Origin of the sequence: Marinobacter segnicrescens (assembly GCF_900111555.1) — a bacterium.
GTDB classification, from domain to species: Bacteria; Pseudomonadota; Gammaproteobacteria; order Pseudomonadales; family Oleiphilaceae; genus Marinobacter; species Marinobacter segnicrescens.
Genome location: NZ_FOHZ01000018.1, coordinates 1 through 14,267 on the forward strand (window position 1 = coordinate 1; position 14,267 = coordinate 14,267).

Below are 14,267 nucleotides of genomic sequence, written 5' to 3' on the forward strand. Positions count from 1 at the left end.
GGGTCGTTAGCTCAGTTGGTAGAGCAGTTGGCTTTTAACCAATTGGTCGAAGGTTCGAATCCTTCACGACCCACCAAACATAACGGTTGGCACGGAACGCTGGCTTGTATTTCCCGGTTACGGGTCGTTAGCTCAGTTGGTAGAGCAGTTGGCTTTTAACCAATTGGTCGAAGGTTCGAATCCTTCACGACCCACCAATAGGGCAGGTTGATCCGGATCATCCGCCTGCTGTAAAAAAGAGCCTTCGGGCTCTTTTTTTTTGCCCGAAAAACCTCATAAAACAAGGTAGGTACTGGCAACCCTCCAATGATCCATGAGGCAGATTGCAGGTCTGTGGCAGGAGGGTGACAACCCGGCAAGGGTGATATACTGCCAGCATCAGGCGTAACAACAGAGACACAACCATGACTCGACTTGAAGATCGTATCCTGGTCCAGGAATACCTGGCCCACAAGGCGGAGCCCAAGCCCCTCAGCGACGAGGAAAAGGCCGAGCTGGAATCCCGCATCCGCGAGGCACTCAAGGAGCAGGATGCGGTACTCGTCGCGCACTATTACACGGATCCGGATATCCAGCGCCTCGCTGAAGAGACAGGCGGCTGTGTCGCGGACTCCCTGGAAATGGCACGGTTTGGTAACCGTCACCCGGCTTCCACCGTGGTGGTGGCAGGTGTGCGCTTCATGGGTGAAACCGCCAAGATCCTGAACCCGGAAAAGCGGGTGCTGATGCCCACCCTGGAGGCTACCTGCTCGCTGGATATCGGTTGTCCGGCGGATGAGTTCGCAGAGTTCTGCGATCAGCATCCGGACCGTACCGTGGTGGTTTATGCCAATACCTCTGCTGCGGTAAAGGCGAGGGCAGACTGGGTGGTTACCTCCAGTTGCGCCCAGGCCATCGTGGAGGACCTGGATGCCCGGGGTGAGAAAATCCTGTGGGCGCCAGACAAGCACCTGGGCAACTACATCCAGCGCACCACGGGTGCCGACATGCTGCTATGGGATGGCTCCTGCATTGTCCACGAGGAATTCAAGTATCGTGGCCTTGAGGACCTCAAGGCCCTGTACCCCGATGCTGCCGTCCTGGTGCATCCGGAATCACCGGAAGCCGTGGTGGACATGGCAGATGTGGTCGGCTCCACCTCGCAGCTGATCCATGCGGTACAGTCACTTCCGAATGAGCGTTTTATCGTGGCGACTGATAACGGCATCTTCTACAAGATGCAGCAGCTGGCCCCTAACAAGACGCTCATCGAGGCCCCTACCGCGGGTAACGGGGCTACCTGCCGCAGCTGCGCCCATTGCCCCTGGATGGCGATGAATGGGCTGGAAAACCTGTTGCAGGTGCTGGAGCAGGGTACCCAGGAAGTCCATGTGGATGAGACCCTGCGTGAAGACGCCCTGCGGCCCTTGCGTCGCATGCTGGACTTTACCGCCAACATGAACCTGAAGGCGGCTGGAAACGCCTGATTCACGACCTCGACGTAATCCATGTTCCGCGCAGGGCCTTCCTGCGCTGAGTGTCATGGACCAGGCAGCGCTATGACTGGCTGAGCCGGCGACTGACTTCTGTCAGTCGTTCGGATATTACCTGGCGCAGCGGGGCTGTAGCTGGCACCCGTTCCTGGGCCTGGCGTAGCTGGCGCTGTGCCGCTTCCAGGTCTCCCGTCAGTATGTCGTACTCGGCCCTGGCCCGATGCACACCCACAATGTTCCGGGCCATGCCTTCCGCTTCGGCCAGCCGTAACCAGAGATTTTCCCGCTGTGGGTGGTCCCGGGTCAGGGTCCGCAGGTAGTCAGCGGCCTGGCTGCCGTTGCCTGCCTCGATCTCGATGAGAGCCAACCGGTCCATGATCGGGTAGTTGCCCGGGTTGCGCTGCAGGGCTCTCTCCATCAGTTGCCGTGCCTCCGCCAGGTTGCCCTGGGCCTGGAGAGCCTCTGCCAGTGTTACCTGGTAAGTGATGCGGTGAGGACTTTGTTCCAGAAGATCTTCCAGTAGCGTCCGTGCGCGGGCGTGTTGCCCGTCCGCCAGCAGGGCAACGGCCAGGCCATAGCGTGCGGCGTCCTTCTGGCCGGCATTCGGTTCTTTCAGGTAAGCCTCGAAAGCTTCAATGGCCTCGCCGAGATTGCGTGCATAGCGAACCTGCAGACGCGACCGGACCAGGTGGTACTCAAGGGTGTCGCTGGCACCACTTGCTGCGTACTGTTCTGCACGGCTGCGCGTATCGGATACCCGGGACTCCGTCAGCGGGTGGGTTGAAAGGTATTCTGGTGGCCGATTTCCCTGCAGCCGGCTCTGACGCATCATTACCTCGAACATCTCAGGCATGCCCCTCGGATCAAGGCCAGCGTCCGCCATGATGTCCAGGCCGACCCGGTCCGCTTCCTGTTCGTGGGCGCGGCTGTAGGCGAGCATGTTCTGTACCGAGAGGGCCTGGGTACCCATGATAGCCGCAATGCCTGCATCAGAGCCGGTGACCGCGGTAAGTACAATGCCGGCAATAATGCCGGCTGCGGTAAGGGGGGCCGAGCGTTCCTGCTGCTCGAGGCGGCGTGCAAAATGGCGTTGACTGAGGTGGGCCAGTTCGTGGGCCATTACAGATCCGAACTGCTGCTCAGTGCGGGCATGGAGAAACAGTCCGCCGTTAACACCAACGATATTGCCCGGCACCGCAAAAGCATTGATGGCCGGATTATCAATGACCACGATCGTGAGCTCGCGGTTACTGACCGGTGTGTAAGGCACCAGGCGATAGACAACGGAGGTGAGGTATTCGGCCACCAGGGGATCGTGTATCTGACTGGCAGAGCGGCGTATGGAAGCCATGACCTGACGACCGATATCCTCCTCCATGCGGTCAGACAACAGCCCGCCTCCCAGGCCGCCAATAGACGGCAGATCTCGCTGCTGTGCCCTTGAGGCCGAAAGGGGGGCGAGTACCATGACCAGGATCATGGCCAGCGCCAGCAGGCGTTTTCCTGGGCGGTTATGGCAAGAGCAATCGAAAGTCATACCTTGGTCGTTAAACTCCGCATAAAACGATGCAAGTAACAGGGTGCATGGGCATAATGGTGTCCCTGTAATCCATGTCAGGAAGGTTCATTCGCGCCCATGGTTGATATTACCCTTGATGCTACCGGGCTGCGATGCCCAATGCCATTGCTGAAGGCCAAGTTGCAGATTGGCACCATGGCGCCAGGGCAGCAGCTTGAGGTGTTGGCGACCGATCCGGGCTCGGCTCGGGATATTCCCGCCTGGTTGTCCCACACGCCCCACTCGCTGGTCAGCAGTGACGATTCCGGGGGGCGTTATCGTTTCGTGATTCGTGTTGGTGGACAGGAGTAAGACAGGATAATGGTTCGTATTCTCCGTGGCATAGCCCATAAATATTTTTCAGATGACGAAGCGGTCATCCTGTTCCTGCTGCTGGTAGGTGGCGTTCTCGCCATTATTTTCTTCGGGGCCATGCTGGCACCGGTTATCGCCTCTGTCATTATCGCCTTTATCCTGCAGGGCCTGGTAACCCGTCTGACCCAGTGGGGCGTTCCGGAGCTGCTGTCAATTACCGGTGTTTTTGTGGTCTTCATGGGGACCCTGGCGGGTTTCCTGTTTGGCCTGATGCCGCTGGTGTGGACCCAGCTCGCCTCCCTTGCCACAGAAGCTCCCAGAATTTTCAGGGAGATGCGCACATATCTTGAGCTTTTGCCTGAACAGTATCCGAACCTGATTTCCATTGAGGCGGTGAACGACTTCTACCACCAGGTGGCTGCCGAGGCGGGCAACCTGACCCAGTGGCTGGTGTCTTTTTCCCTTGGCAGTATCCCTGACCTTCTGGGGCTGCTCATTTACCTGGTTCTGGTGCCCATCCTGGTGTTCTTCTTCCTCAAGGACCGTCGGCAGATCCTCAGGGCGATCGCCCGGTTGCTGCCAAGCCAGCGCCCGATGATGAGCCAGATCTGGCAGGAAGTGAATCAGCAGTGTGCCAACTATGTGCGCGGCAAGGCCGTGGAGATCCTGATCGTGGGCGGGGTTACGTTCGTGACGTTCAAGATTCTCGGGGTTCCCTACGCGGCACTGCTTTCACTGCTGGTTGGGTTGAGCGTTGTCATTCCATACATTGGCGCGGCGGTCGTTACGCTGCCGGTTGCCATGATTGCGTTGTTTGCCTTCGGCTGGGGATCGCACTTCATCTGGGTGATGGTGGCTTACGGTATTATCCAGGCCCTCGACGGAAACGTGCTGGTGCCGCTGCTGTTCTCGGAGGTCAATAATCTGCACCCGGTGGTGATTATTATCGCGGTTCTGTTCTTCGGGGGTATCTGGGGCCTATGGGGGGTGTTTTTCGCGATACCCCTGGCGACGATGGTCAAGGCCGTGTTTGCTGCCTGGCCGGTCCATCCGGAACCCTTGCCAGGCCGCCGTGGCCAGTAAGTTGCGGCGAAGGCCCGGCCAGCCTTGTGGCAAGCCGGGCCGTGACGGTTACAAGGCCTTGACCGCCTCAAGTACTTCCTGGGCGTGCCCCTTCACCTTAACGCCCCGCCATTCCTTGCGCAGGCGTCCTTCCTTGTCGATCAGGAAAGTGCTGCGATCGATGCCCATGTACTCCTTCCCGTAGAGCTTTTTGAGCTTGATGACATCGAACAGGCCACAGACAGATTCGTCCTTGTCACAGATCAGGTGGAACGGGAACTCGTATTTTGCCCGAAAGTTCTCGTGGGCCTTGAGCCCGTCCCGGGAAACGCCGAAAATGACGGTGTCGTGGGCCTGGAACTGGTCGTGGAGATCACGGAAATCCTGGCCTTCAGAGGTGCAGCCGGGGGTGTTGTCCTTGGGATAGAAATAGATGACAACATTGTGGCTATCGCGGAAGTCTGACAGCCGTATTGTCTGGTCCCCGGTGGCCGGTGCTTCGAAATCCTGAACAATCTGGTCAAGTTCTGGCTTTGCCATGGCTTCTCCCTTGTTTCCCTTGTGTCGGTTGACACCCAAGATTACCATAACCGTTTTATCTGCACGGAGTCCTTATGATTACTGGAAGCCTTGTCGCTCTGGTGACGCCCATGCACCCGGATGGCAGCATCCACTGGGAGCAACTGGACGCCCTGGTGGACTTTCACCTTGAAAACGGCACCCACGGCATTGTTGCTGTCGGTACCACTGGCGAGTCAGCCACCCTGACCCCTGAAGAGCATCTCAAGGTGATCGAGAAGATCATCAAACGGACGGCGGGCAGGATTCCGGTGATTGCCGGCACAGGCGGCAACTCTACCCACGAGGCCATCGCACTGACATCGGAGGCAGAAAAGCTCGGCGCTGATGCCTGCCTGTTGGTGGTTCCGTACTACAACAAGCCGACCCAGGAAGGTCTGTACCGGCACTTCAAGACCATTGCCGAGTCGGTGCCCGGCGTCAGCCAGATTCTCTACAACGTTCCCGGGCGCACGGCCTGTGACATGCTTAATGAGACGGTAGAGCGGCTCGCGGACATTCCCAATATCGTGGGCATCAAGGATGCTACCGGCAACATCCCCCGGGGTGTCGAGCTGATCAAGGCCGTCGAGGGCAGGCTGGCTGTGTACTCTGGTGATGATGCCACGGCGGCAGAGCTCATGCTGGCCGGTGGCAAGGGTAACGTTTCGGTAACGGCCAATGTGGCCCCCCGGCTGATGTCCCAGTTATGCGAGGCGGCCATAGGCGGCAACCGTGAGGAAACCGAGCGACTCAACGGCATCCTTGAGCCGCTGAACCGTAAACTGTTCCTGGAAGCCAATCCGATTCCTGTCAAGTGGGCCCTTCAGCGCATGGGACAGATTGACACCGGTATCCGGCTACCTCTGACGCCCCTCAGCGAAAAGTTCCATGGTGAGGTCGAAGAAGCTCTACAGGCGGCAGGCGTAATCTGAATGACCGAGCGTTCCAGCACAATAGACTTCCGTCCCCGGGCGGCCATGCTGGCCGTTGCCATGACCGGCTTGCTGTTCAGTGGCTGCAGCCTGATCAATGACCGGTCGGACGATTATGCGACCGCCGAGCAGTCCCGTGCACTGAAGGGCATCGACGGTCAGCCGCTCCCCCGGCAGCGCGCCGAATTCCCGATTCGCGATGTGGAAGGTTCTGCCACCCTCGCCAATCAGGTGCCTCAGCCGCCGGACCTGACGGCCGAAATCCTTGACGAGAACTATGTTGTTGAATCCGTCGATGACCAGTCATGGTTGCTGGTCAACGATGTGCCCGGTCGTATCTGGCCTGCCGTGGCGACATGGATGAATGAAACCGGACTGGCTGTGGCGGAAGAGAGTACCCAGCTTGGGTTGATGCAGAGCGAGATCGTTAATTTCAGCCGTCGCGCCCGTGACCTGGTCGGCCTCGGCGAAGCCACCGAAGACGAGTCAAGAATCGTGGTGCAGGTTCGCCTGGCCCCCGGCGTCCGTCGCAAGACTACCGAAGTGCAGGTTCGGCCCCGCACGGTAGCCGGCGCGCCGGGTGGGTTAATGCCCTGGCAGGACGAATCCCTGGACCAGGGGTTGGAAGAAGACCTGCTGGAGAACCTGTCGTCGTTCCTGCAGTCCCGCGAGGACAGCCGTTCATACTCCCGGGCCGCCCTGGCCATGGGTAGTGAGCCGAGGGTGACCCTGCTCGAAGCCACGGCCGAGCGGGACCAGGCCATTGCCGTTGACCTGCCTTTCGGGCGGGTGTGGAGCGAGATTCGCCGGGTCCTGCAAGACGAGAATATCCCGGTGCTGGATCTGGACCAGAGCGCTGGTTATTTCCTGGTGGATGGACGCCCGGAAGAGGATCGCCGTCGTGGCTGGCTGACCAGCTGGTTCGCCGGTGACGAAGTGGCGCCGGAAGCGACCAACCGTATCCTGCTCAGCGAACAGGACGGATCAGTTGTGGTGACCGCGGAGCGGGCCAATGACTATAACGGCGGCAACTATTCCCGCTCACTGATTACGCGGCTTTACGATTACCTCTATTGATGGCCGGCGTGACGCTGGCATGAACAAAGACGCTAGCCGATCGCCCCACGGGCGTCGGCTGCCGGAGACCGATATGGAAAAGCGCAAAGAACTCTACGCGGGCAAGGCCAAGTCTGTTTTTACCACAGACGATCCGAACCGCTTCGTCCTGGTGTTCCGGGATGACACCTCGGCCTTTGATGGCCAGAAAAAAGAGCAGCTGAACCGCAAGGGTATGGTGAACAACCGGTTCAACGCCTTTGTTATGGAAAAGCTCGAAGCCGCTGGCATCCCCACCCATTTCGAGGGACTGCTGTCGCCGACGGAGTCCCTGGTCAAGAAGCTGGAAATGATTCCGGTAGAGTGCGTGGTACGTAATGTGTCCGCCGGTAGCCTGTGTCGTCGCCTGGGCGTGGAAGAAGGGCAGGACCTGAATCCGCCTACCTACGAGCTGTTCCTCAAGAACGATGAGCTCCATGACCCCATGGTGAACGAGTCGCTGGCGATAACCTTTGGCTGGGCCACCGCCGAAGAGTTGGCGGAAATGAAGCGCCTGACCTACCAGGTAAACGACGTCCTCAAGGCCCTGTTCGCAGATGCCGGCATGCTGCTGGTGGACTACAAGCTTGAATTTGGCCGCAGTGAAGGCCGCATCGTGCTGGGGGACGAGTTCAGTCCGGATGGTTGTCGTATCTGGGACCGGGAAACCCGCAAGAAGATGGACAAGGACCGCTTCCGCCAGGGGCTCGGCGAGGTCATCGAGACCTACGAAGAGGTTGGCCGGCGTCTCGGCATCAACTTCGACGAATAATCACAATAGAGGGGCCACCGGGCCCCTTTGTTTTACACCGTATCTGTAACGCATTCCACGCAGGGGAGACCCGCTTATGAAACTGATCCGATCTGCCGTGATGCTGTCCGCCATTGCAGTGGTTCCAGCCGCCCAGTCTGACGTGCTGGGCTTTGGGGCCAGCATCGGCTACTGGGATTCTGACCTTTCAGGTAAGTCCTCCAAAGGTGGTGACCGGGTTAACGTTGAGAACGAGCTGGACCTCAGCAACAACACCGAGGCCAACCTTAGCGCATTTCTGGAGCACCCGGTTCCGCTTTTGCCAAATGTCCGCCTCAGCTATGTAAAAGTTGACCAGACCGGGCGCGGTGAACTGGATAACGGCTATGACAATATTCCTGCCGGGGCCTCGGTGGACTCCAGCCTCGACTGGCGTCAGACCGACCTTACGCTGTACTACGAAGTGCTGGACAACTGGGTCAACCTGGACCTGGGGCTGACCGCCCGCGACCTGGATGCGAAACTGGAGATCGTGGATGTGGCTGATCTGACCCGCAGTACCACTGAGGTGGACGCGGTTATTCCCATGGTTTACGCCGCCGCCAGGTTTGACCTTCCCCTCACCGGCGTATCTGTCGGTGTTAATGGTAATGTCATTAGTTACAGCGGTGATTCCGTGTACGATTATGACATTTACGGCCAGTATGCTGTTGCCGGTCTCCAGCTCCGGGCGGGCTACCGGGAGATGGCCGTTGATTACGAAGACGGCGACGACCGCCTCGATATCGACATCGGTGGTCCGTTTGCCAGCGTCGGGTTCAGCTTCTGATCCCGGTCAGTTAAATAAGGAGAGCCAGCGAAGCCTGCCATCGCCGCGAAGGACGGGAGCAGCCCGCTGGCGAAAGAGTCATCAGGGAACAGGGTCAACGCCTTGAAAATTCTTGTCACCGGCACCGCCGGATTTATCGGATTCCACCTCGCTCGGCGTTTGCTGGAGCGGGGCGACGAAGTCATTGGCGTCGATAACGTCAATAACTACTATGATACCCGGCTGAAGGAAGCCCGACTCGAAGGTCTGCGTGACTTCCAGGGGTTTACCGAGGTCCGTCAGGATATTGCCGACCGGGAGGCAATGGCGGCGCTGTTCCGGCTACACCAGCCGCAGCGGGTCGCTCACATGGCTGCCCAGGCCGGTGTGCGGTACTCCATCGAGAACCCCAATGCCTATGTGGATTCCAACCTGGTGGGATTCATGAACATCCTTGAAGGCTGTCGCCATAACCGGGTAGAGCACCTGGTCTATGCCTCGAGCAGCTCCGTCTACGGAGCCAACGAGACCATGCCGTTCTCGGTGCAGGACAACGTGGACCATCCGGTGAGCCTGTACGCAGCCTCCAAGAAAGCCAATGAACTGATGGCTCATACCTACAGCCACCTGTACCAGTTGCCTACCACCGGCCTGCGGTTTTTTACCGTTTATGGTCCCTGGGGGCGGCCGGATATGGCGCCGTTTATCTTCACCCGCAAGATCCTGGCGGGGGAGCCCATCGACGTCTTTAACTTTGGCCACCACAAGCGCGACTTCACTTACATCGATGACATCGTCGAAGGTGTGGTCAGAACCCTTGACCATGTGGCCCAGCCCAACCCCCACTGGAGCGGCCTGCACCCGGACGCCGCCAGCAGTAAGGGGCCGTACAGGCTTTACAACATCGGCAGCAACAACCCGGCAGAGCTGTCCCGGTTTATCGAAATCATCGAGGAAAAGACCGGCAAGACCGCCGAAAAGAACTACCTGCCAATGCAGCCTGGCGATGTTCCCGCGACTTACGCCGATGTCGACTCACTGATTGCCGACGTCGGCTATAAACCGGAAACCTCCCTTGAAGAAGGCCTTGGTCGTTTCGTCGACTGGTATCGTGCGTTCTACGGCGTGTAGCGGGCAACCTCCTGAGTTATGTAATGCCAATCGCCGTACTTGCCGTATTCATCCACAACCTGATGTAAAAAGCAGGCAAGCAGGAAGCCTGATAGCCGGAGGCCCGGCACCCCCTTCCGAAACAGTCAGAGAACAGGGTTCTCGTTTCGGAAGGGGGTGCCGGGCCTTCGGCGTTTTGCACCAACTCCAGATAATATGTCTGAAGGTTCGCAACGGGTGCGATTCTGGCAGACCGGGCCCGGGGACCTTTCTTCGAAACGAAAACCCTGTTTTCTGACTGTTTCGAAGAAAGGTCCCCAGGCCCTCTGGCGGGAAGACCCTGGGCCGGGTTGGGCTCAGGCATGAGCAGGTCAGGTATTTAGGTGGAAAGTCTTCGGGTAACTGCTGTTAAAACAGTCAGAGAACAGCGTCTTTGAGCCTTGGTAAGCCAGGGCCCCGGCCGTCAGCGGCGCAGTTTCCTTTCCGCCCTGCGAAGCTGGCGGTTGGCTTGGCGTCTCAGCCGTTGCGATCTCGTGGCGGTGTGCTCCCGGTAATACCATATCCCTGCGGCAAGTCCGATAAGCCCTAGTATCAGCGTGGCGATGCCAGCCGTCTGGGCTGATGGAGTCTGGATCTGCTTGTGCGCCATGACATCCTCCTGATGAAAAGGTGGGCAAATTCAATCGCGTTTAAAACATCATGCAGAAGAAGTGTGGTCGGTGCCCTGGAATAGGTCAAATGAAACGGGGGCGCAAGCCCGGTTGGGGGCCAAACCATTCGCGAACCGAACGCTACTCGGACAAAAAAGCCCCCGTCCGTGAGGAGCGGGGGCTTTCAGGAATCTGGTAGGACCAGGCAGATTTGAACTGCCGACCTCTGCCATGTCAAGGCAGCGCTCTAACCAACTGAGCTATGGTCCTGTGTTCAACGGGGAGGAAATATACTGATCCGGACCGGGATGGTCAACCGTTTTCCCTGACTTTTTTATGTTGCCGGTTATCCCCGGTTGGCGGCGCGGATACGGGCAATACGGCGTGCCCGGGCGGACTTGCGCAGCCAGTTCCTGATAGCCCGGGCCAGCACCGTCCAGCGGTTAATCAGCAGCGCCAGCAGGATCACGCAGCAACCGGCAAGTTGCGTGGGGCTCATGGTCTGGCTGAACCATACCCAGGCCAGCAACGCCACCCACACCGGCTCCAGGATCAGTATCACCACGCCATGGCTGTTGAAGGACAGACTCTGGGCGTAGGTCTGCAGCAAGAAGCGAAAGGCAGTTCCGATGGTCGCGCTGCCCACCAGCCACCAGAACATGGGACCGGTGAAGTTATCGAAGGTTGGTTGCCACTCCTCGAAGATCAGCGATACCAGTCCGGTAAGTACCCCGGCCGTGGTCATGCTCAGGGCCGTCAGGGGCAGGGCAGGTACTTTTTGTTTGACAACCTGCTCACCGCTGGCGTTCACCACAGTACGGGTATTGGCGGTACGGGACGTAAGAATATACGACATGGCGAAGATCAGCGCTGCCACCACAAACAGCATTTGCCCGGGCTCCGGGCGGAAGCCATTTTCAAGGGAGAGCAGGGCCAGGCCAGAAATGGCCACCGGGATCGCCAGCCAGGTGTTCAGGGGCTGGGGTTCGCGGAAGAAAATGCGGGCAATGGCGGGAACAATCACCACCGCCAGGCTGGTAATAAACGCGGCCTCACCCAGGTTTACGCCCAGCCAGATACCCATCACCCAGCAACTCATGGCAGAGCCGAACACCAGGCCTACCCGGGCACCACGGAGCATTTGTCGGACACCCAGGCGCGGTAGCTGATGGCGCGCAAAGAATGCCAGGATGGCACCAGCCATCAGGAATCGCATGGCCATGAACAGCAACGGCGGCATCAGCAGCACCGCCTCTTTGGAGAAAGCCCAGCTGACGGCGGCCAGCAAGGTCACAAAGACGAGAAGCAGGTCAGCTTTATGGGAGTCAGAGAGGGCCATGGCAAGAACGTGTCCGGAAATCAGGCCGCGGAGTTTAGCATGCTCACCACGTCCGGCCTAATCCTTGCCCGGCTACAGGGGTGCCCATCCCGGGTCGGTGTTGCCCGGGTATAACCGATGTCACCAGGTTTGCCTTGCTGGTGAAACGTCAGAACCAGCCTTCGTCCTGGATAGCCTCGAACTCGAAGCGCAAATGCACATCATCCGCTACCATCAGGGGATCGAGGGCGTAGGTCATGCCCCAGTCACTGCGCTTGATGGTGGTGCTGGCAGAGATGCCAAGCGTGTATTCCTTGTGACCAATCGGGTATTCCGCGGCCTTGTTCAGGGTGACGTCCAGTGTTACCGGCCGTGTCTGGCCCAGCAGGGTCAGGTCACCGGTCAGGTTGCCCGTACGCTCGCCGGTGGTTTCAAAGTCAGTCACCTCAAAGGTGATCTCGGGATAACGATCGCTATGGAGGAAGTCCTCCTTGCGCAGGTGTTCGTCCCGCTTGTCATGGTTGGAGAATACGCTGGCACTCTGAATGACCACCTTGCCAGACGGTACCTCGTTGGTTTCCTCGTCATACTCGAACTGGCCCTTGCCCTCAAGGAACAAGCCGATCACCGACGCATAGCCCAGGTGATTGACCTCGAAGGTGATGGACAGGTGCTCTTCATCGATCTTGTAGCTCTTCGGTTCGGCAAGCGTGCTGTTTGCGGACAGCGCGAGACTGAGCGCAGCAACGCCAGCGACAATGGGATTTAAAGGGTTCCTTCGAATAGTCATCACTAGCTCCTTGTTGTGCTGTGCCGGTATAGATAGCGGATGTCGAGGGCAAAGGACGCTGCCAGGAGGACCAGTGCCATTATAAGCGTAGCATGGGCAAACCAATCGGGTACGGGGGGCAGCAGGGCGACCATCAGGGTAACCAGCTGCCAGACACAGATGGTCTTTCTGCGAAAACTCTCCGGTAAGGGTTCATTGAGCCATGTCCAGTGCATTCCCGCCATGACAAAGCCGTAACGCATCAGGCCAATCAGCAACACCCAGGCGCCGGCTTTTCCCAGTAACATCAGGGCGACGCAAAGCACCAAAATAAAGAAGGCGTCCAGCTCCATATCGAAGCGGGCGCCGAACGGACTCGCCGTATTGGTACGTCGGGCAACATAGCCATCCGCGCCGTCCATGATCAGTGCCAGCAGGCAGAGCAGGGCATAGGGCCAGGCCAGGGTTTGCAGCAGCACCGGGGTTCCGGCCAGGCTGGCAAGAAACAGGACCAGTACAGCGCGCACCAGGGTTACCCGATCTGCGGGACCGAAGCGGCCGCCTGAGAGGCCCAGGCCCACGACAATGGCCAGCGCAAAACCGCTGTACAGGGCAACGGCCAGAATCGTGGTGACTGGCGACAGGGGCGCGATCCGGGTCGTGAGCAACAACAGTCCGGCCAGGGCGGCCGCACCCAGTGACAGGTCCGCCAACGGAAGCGGTTGCGGTGCACGATGTGCTGGCGAGGAATCCATAGCCGTAACCTGTCGTAATCTATACTGTCATGCTGTTTATACCCGCGCCTGCAGCGATTGGTTCACAGCGACAGCCGCTTAGCGGGTACTGCCCTCAGCATGGAGTGTGTATGAATTCCCCGTCAACGGAAATGTCACCGGCCTTCTGGTCTTTCGGTAACGGTTATAGCGAGATTGCCCCGGGCCAGGTGGATCACAGCAGTGACAACCTCGGACCGATGCTGGAGCTGGAGACAGTCTACAGCGCCATAAGCCGTGGAACCGAGGCCCTGGTCTACAATGGCCAGGTGCCGGAATCTGAGTACCAGCGGATGCGGGCGCCGTTCCAGCAGGGAGAGTTTCCGGGGCCGATTCGCTATGGCTATATGAATGTGGGGCGTGTGGTGGACGGGCCATCCAGGCTGGTGGGTCGTTACGGCTTCTGCCTGTTCCCGCATCAGCGCCGCTATCGGGTGCCCGCCAATACGGTGACGATACTTCCGCAAGACATACCCCCGGGCCGAGCGGTGTTGGCGGCCAACCTGGAAACCGCCATCAATGGCCTCTGGGATGGCGAGCCATTGGTAGGGGACCGTATTGCGGTCGTTGGCTGCGGTGTCGTTGGCTGCCTGGTCGCCTGGCTGGCGGGGCGTATTGCTGGCACCCGGGTTACCGCCGTTGACCCCAACGCTAACCGTCAGGCCGTGCTGGCGATGCTGGGTGTTGAGTGGGCGCCTGAGCTGGCCCAGGATGACCATGACCTGGTGTTCCACACCAGCGGCCAGCCCTCGGGGCTGGAGACGGCCCTGGGCCTGGCGGGCAACGAAGCTCGCATAATCGAAATGAGCTGGTATGGCGAGCAAGTCGTACCAGCCAGTCTCGGGGGCAGCTTTCATTCCCGCCGCCTGACCTTGCGTTCCAGCCAGGTGGGTCAGCTGAATCCTCGCCAGCTACCGCGTTGGTCCTACCGCGACCGCATGGCGCTGGCGATCCGGTTAATGGCAGACCCTGCGCTGGATGCCCTGATTACCGGCGAGAGCGACTTCGAACAGTTACCCGACGTTATGGCGGAACTGGCCTGTGGGGCTTCTGACACCCTCTGTCACCGCATCCGTTATTCCTGAACCAGAAG

14 protein-coding genes and 3 tRNA genes are annotated in these 14,267 nt (G+C 59.2%); 11 read left to right on the forward strand and 6 right to left on the reverse strand.

The features are described 5' to 3' along the window. The 3 genes from BM036_RS14735 (at nt 1) to nadA (ending at nt 1,466) form a co-directional block, all read left to right on the forward strand. Nucleotides 1-76: transfer RNA gene (locus BM036_RS14735), tRNA-Lys, on the forward strand. 45 nt (nt 77-121) lie between these two features. Then, nucleotides 122-197: transfer RNA gene (locus tag BM036_RS14740), tRNA-Lys, on the forward strand. A gap of 207 nt (nt 198-404) precedes the next feature. After that, nucleotides 405-1,466 carry a quinolinate synthase NadA gene (gene nadA / locus BM036_RS14745; protein ID WP_091853733.1) on the forward strand — a complete coding sequence of 354 codons (1,062 nt, stop codon included), beginning with the start codon at nt 405-407 and terminating at the stop codon, nt 1,464-1,466. Between the two features lie 70 nt (nt 1,467-1,536). On the opposite strand, the gene BM036_RS14750 is transcribed toward nadA, so the two are convergent. After that, entirely contained in the window at nt 1,537-3,009 is a 1,473-nt protein-coding gene (locus BM036_RS14750; protein ID WP_091853735.1) for a M48 family metalloprotease, read from the reverse strand. Between the two features lie 99 nt (nt 3,010-3,108). On the opposite strand from BM036_RS14750, the gene BM036_RS14755 reads away from it, so the two are divergent. Together BM036_RS14755 and BM036_RS14760 are read left to right on the forward strand one after the other, a co-directional pair. Further along, entirely contained in the window at nt 3,109-3,342 is a 234-nt protein-coding gene (locus BM036_RS14755; protein ID WP_091853737.1) for a sulfurtransferase TusA family protein, read from the forward strand. Between the two features lie 9 nt (nt 3,343-3,351). Beyond that, nucleotides 3,352-4,428 carry an AI-2E family transporter gene (locus BM036_RS14760; RefSeq protein WP_091853739.1) on the forward strand — a complete coding sequence of 359 codons (1,077 nt, stop codon included), beginning with the start codon at nt 3,352-3,354 and terminating at the stop codon, nt 4,426-4,428. 48 nt (nt 4,429-4,476) lie between these two features. Here the strand turns inward: BM036_RS14760 and BM036_RS14765 are convergent, their stop codons facing one another. Beyond that, nucleotides 4,477-4,947, reverse strand: a complete 471-nt coding sequence (locus BM036_RS14765) for a peroxiredoxin (RefSeq protein WP_091853850.1) — start codon at nt 4,945-4,947, stop codon at nt 4,477-4,479. Nucleotides 4,948-5,021: 74 nt separating this feature from the next. Here BM036_RS14765 and dapA point away from each other — a divergent pair, with 74 nt between their 5' ends. From dapA to BM036_RS14790, 5 genes are all read left to right on the forward strand, one after another. After that, nucleotides 5,022-5,900, forward strand: a complete 879-nt coding sequence (dapA, locus tag BM036_RS14770) for a 4-hydroxy-tetrahydrodipicolinate synthase (protein WP_091853741.1) — start codon at nt 5,022-5,024, stop codon at nt 5,898-5,900. Further along, a complete protein-coding gene (gene bamC / locus BM036_RS14775; RefSeq protein WP_091853743.1) occupies nt 5,901-6,977 on the forward strand; it encodes an outer membrane protein assembly factor BamC in 1,077 nt (358 codons plus the stop codon). 73 nt (nt 6,978-7,050) lie between these two features. Then, nucleotides 7,051-7,767 carry a phosphoribosylaminoimidazolesuccinocarboxamide synthase gene (gene purC, locus BM036_RS14780; RefSeq protein WP_091853745.1) on the forward strand — a complete coding sequence of 239 codons (717 nt, stop codon included), beginning with the start codon at nt 7,051-7,053 and terminating at the stop codon, nt 7,765-7,767. A gap of 76 nt (nt 7,768-7,843) precedes the next feature. Next, nucleotides 7,844-8,575 (forward strand): TIGR04219 family outer membrane beta-barrel protein, encoded by a 732-nt coding sequence (locus BM036_RS14785; RefSeq protein ID WP_091853747.1) that lies wholly within the window; start codon nt 7,844-7,846, stop codon nt 8,573-8,575. A 102-nt stretch (nt 8,576-8,677) separates the two neighbouring features. Beyond that, on the forward strand, nt 8,678-9,685 hold the full coding sequence (locus tag BM036_RS14790) for an NAD-dependent epimerase (RefSeq protein WP_091853749.1): 1,008 nt from the start codon (nt 8,678-8,680) through the stop codon (nt 9,683-9,685). Between the two features lie 822 nt (nt 9,686-10,507). On the opposite strand, the gene BM036_RS14800 is transcribed toward BM036_RS14790, so the two are convergent. The 4 genes from BM036_RS14800 to BM036_RS14815 all read right to left on the reverse strand — a co-directional run bounded on the left by BM036_RS14800 (nt 10,508) and on the right by BM036_RS14815 (nt 13,156). Beyond that, nucleotides 10,508-10,584: transfer RNA gene (locus tag BM036_RS14800), tRNA-Val, on the reverse strand. Nucleotides 10,585-10,660: 76 nt separating this feature from the next. Continuing rightward, nucleotides 10,661-11,653 carry a DMT family transporter gene (locus BM036_RS14805; RefSeq protein ID WP_091853753.1) on the reverse strand — a complete coding sequence of 331 codons (993 nt, stop codon included), beginning with the start codon at nt 11,651-11,653 and terminating at the stop codon, nt 10,661-10,663. A 148-nt stretch (nt 11,654-11,801) separates the two neighbouring features. Next, complete coding sequence (locus tag BM036_RS14810) at nt 11,802-12,422, reverse strand: YceI family protein (protein WP_091853755.1); 621 nt, start codon at nt 12,420-12,422, stop codon at nt 11,802-11,804. Nucleotides 12,423-12,424: 2 nt separating this feature from the next. Beyond that, nucleotides 12,425-13,156 (reverse strand): CDP-alcohol phosphatidyltransferase family protein, encoded by a 732-nt coding sequence (locus BM036_RS14815; RefSeq protein ID WP_091853766.1) that lies wholly within the window; start codon nt 13,154-13,156, stop codon nt 12,425-12,427. A gap of 110 nt (nt 13,157-13,266) precedes the next feature. Between BM036_RS14815 and BM036_RS14820 the strand changes: the two genes are divergently transcribed. Next, nucleotides 13,267-14,259: a zinc-dependent alcohol dehydrogenase gene (locus BM036_RS14820; RefSeq protein WP_342714482.1), complete on the forward strand. Its 993-nt coding sequence runs from the start codon at nt 13,267-13,269 to the stop codon at nt 14,257-14,259. The last annotated feature ends 8 nt before the right edge of the window (nt 14,260-14,267 follow it).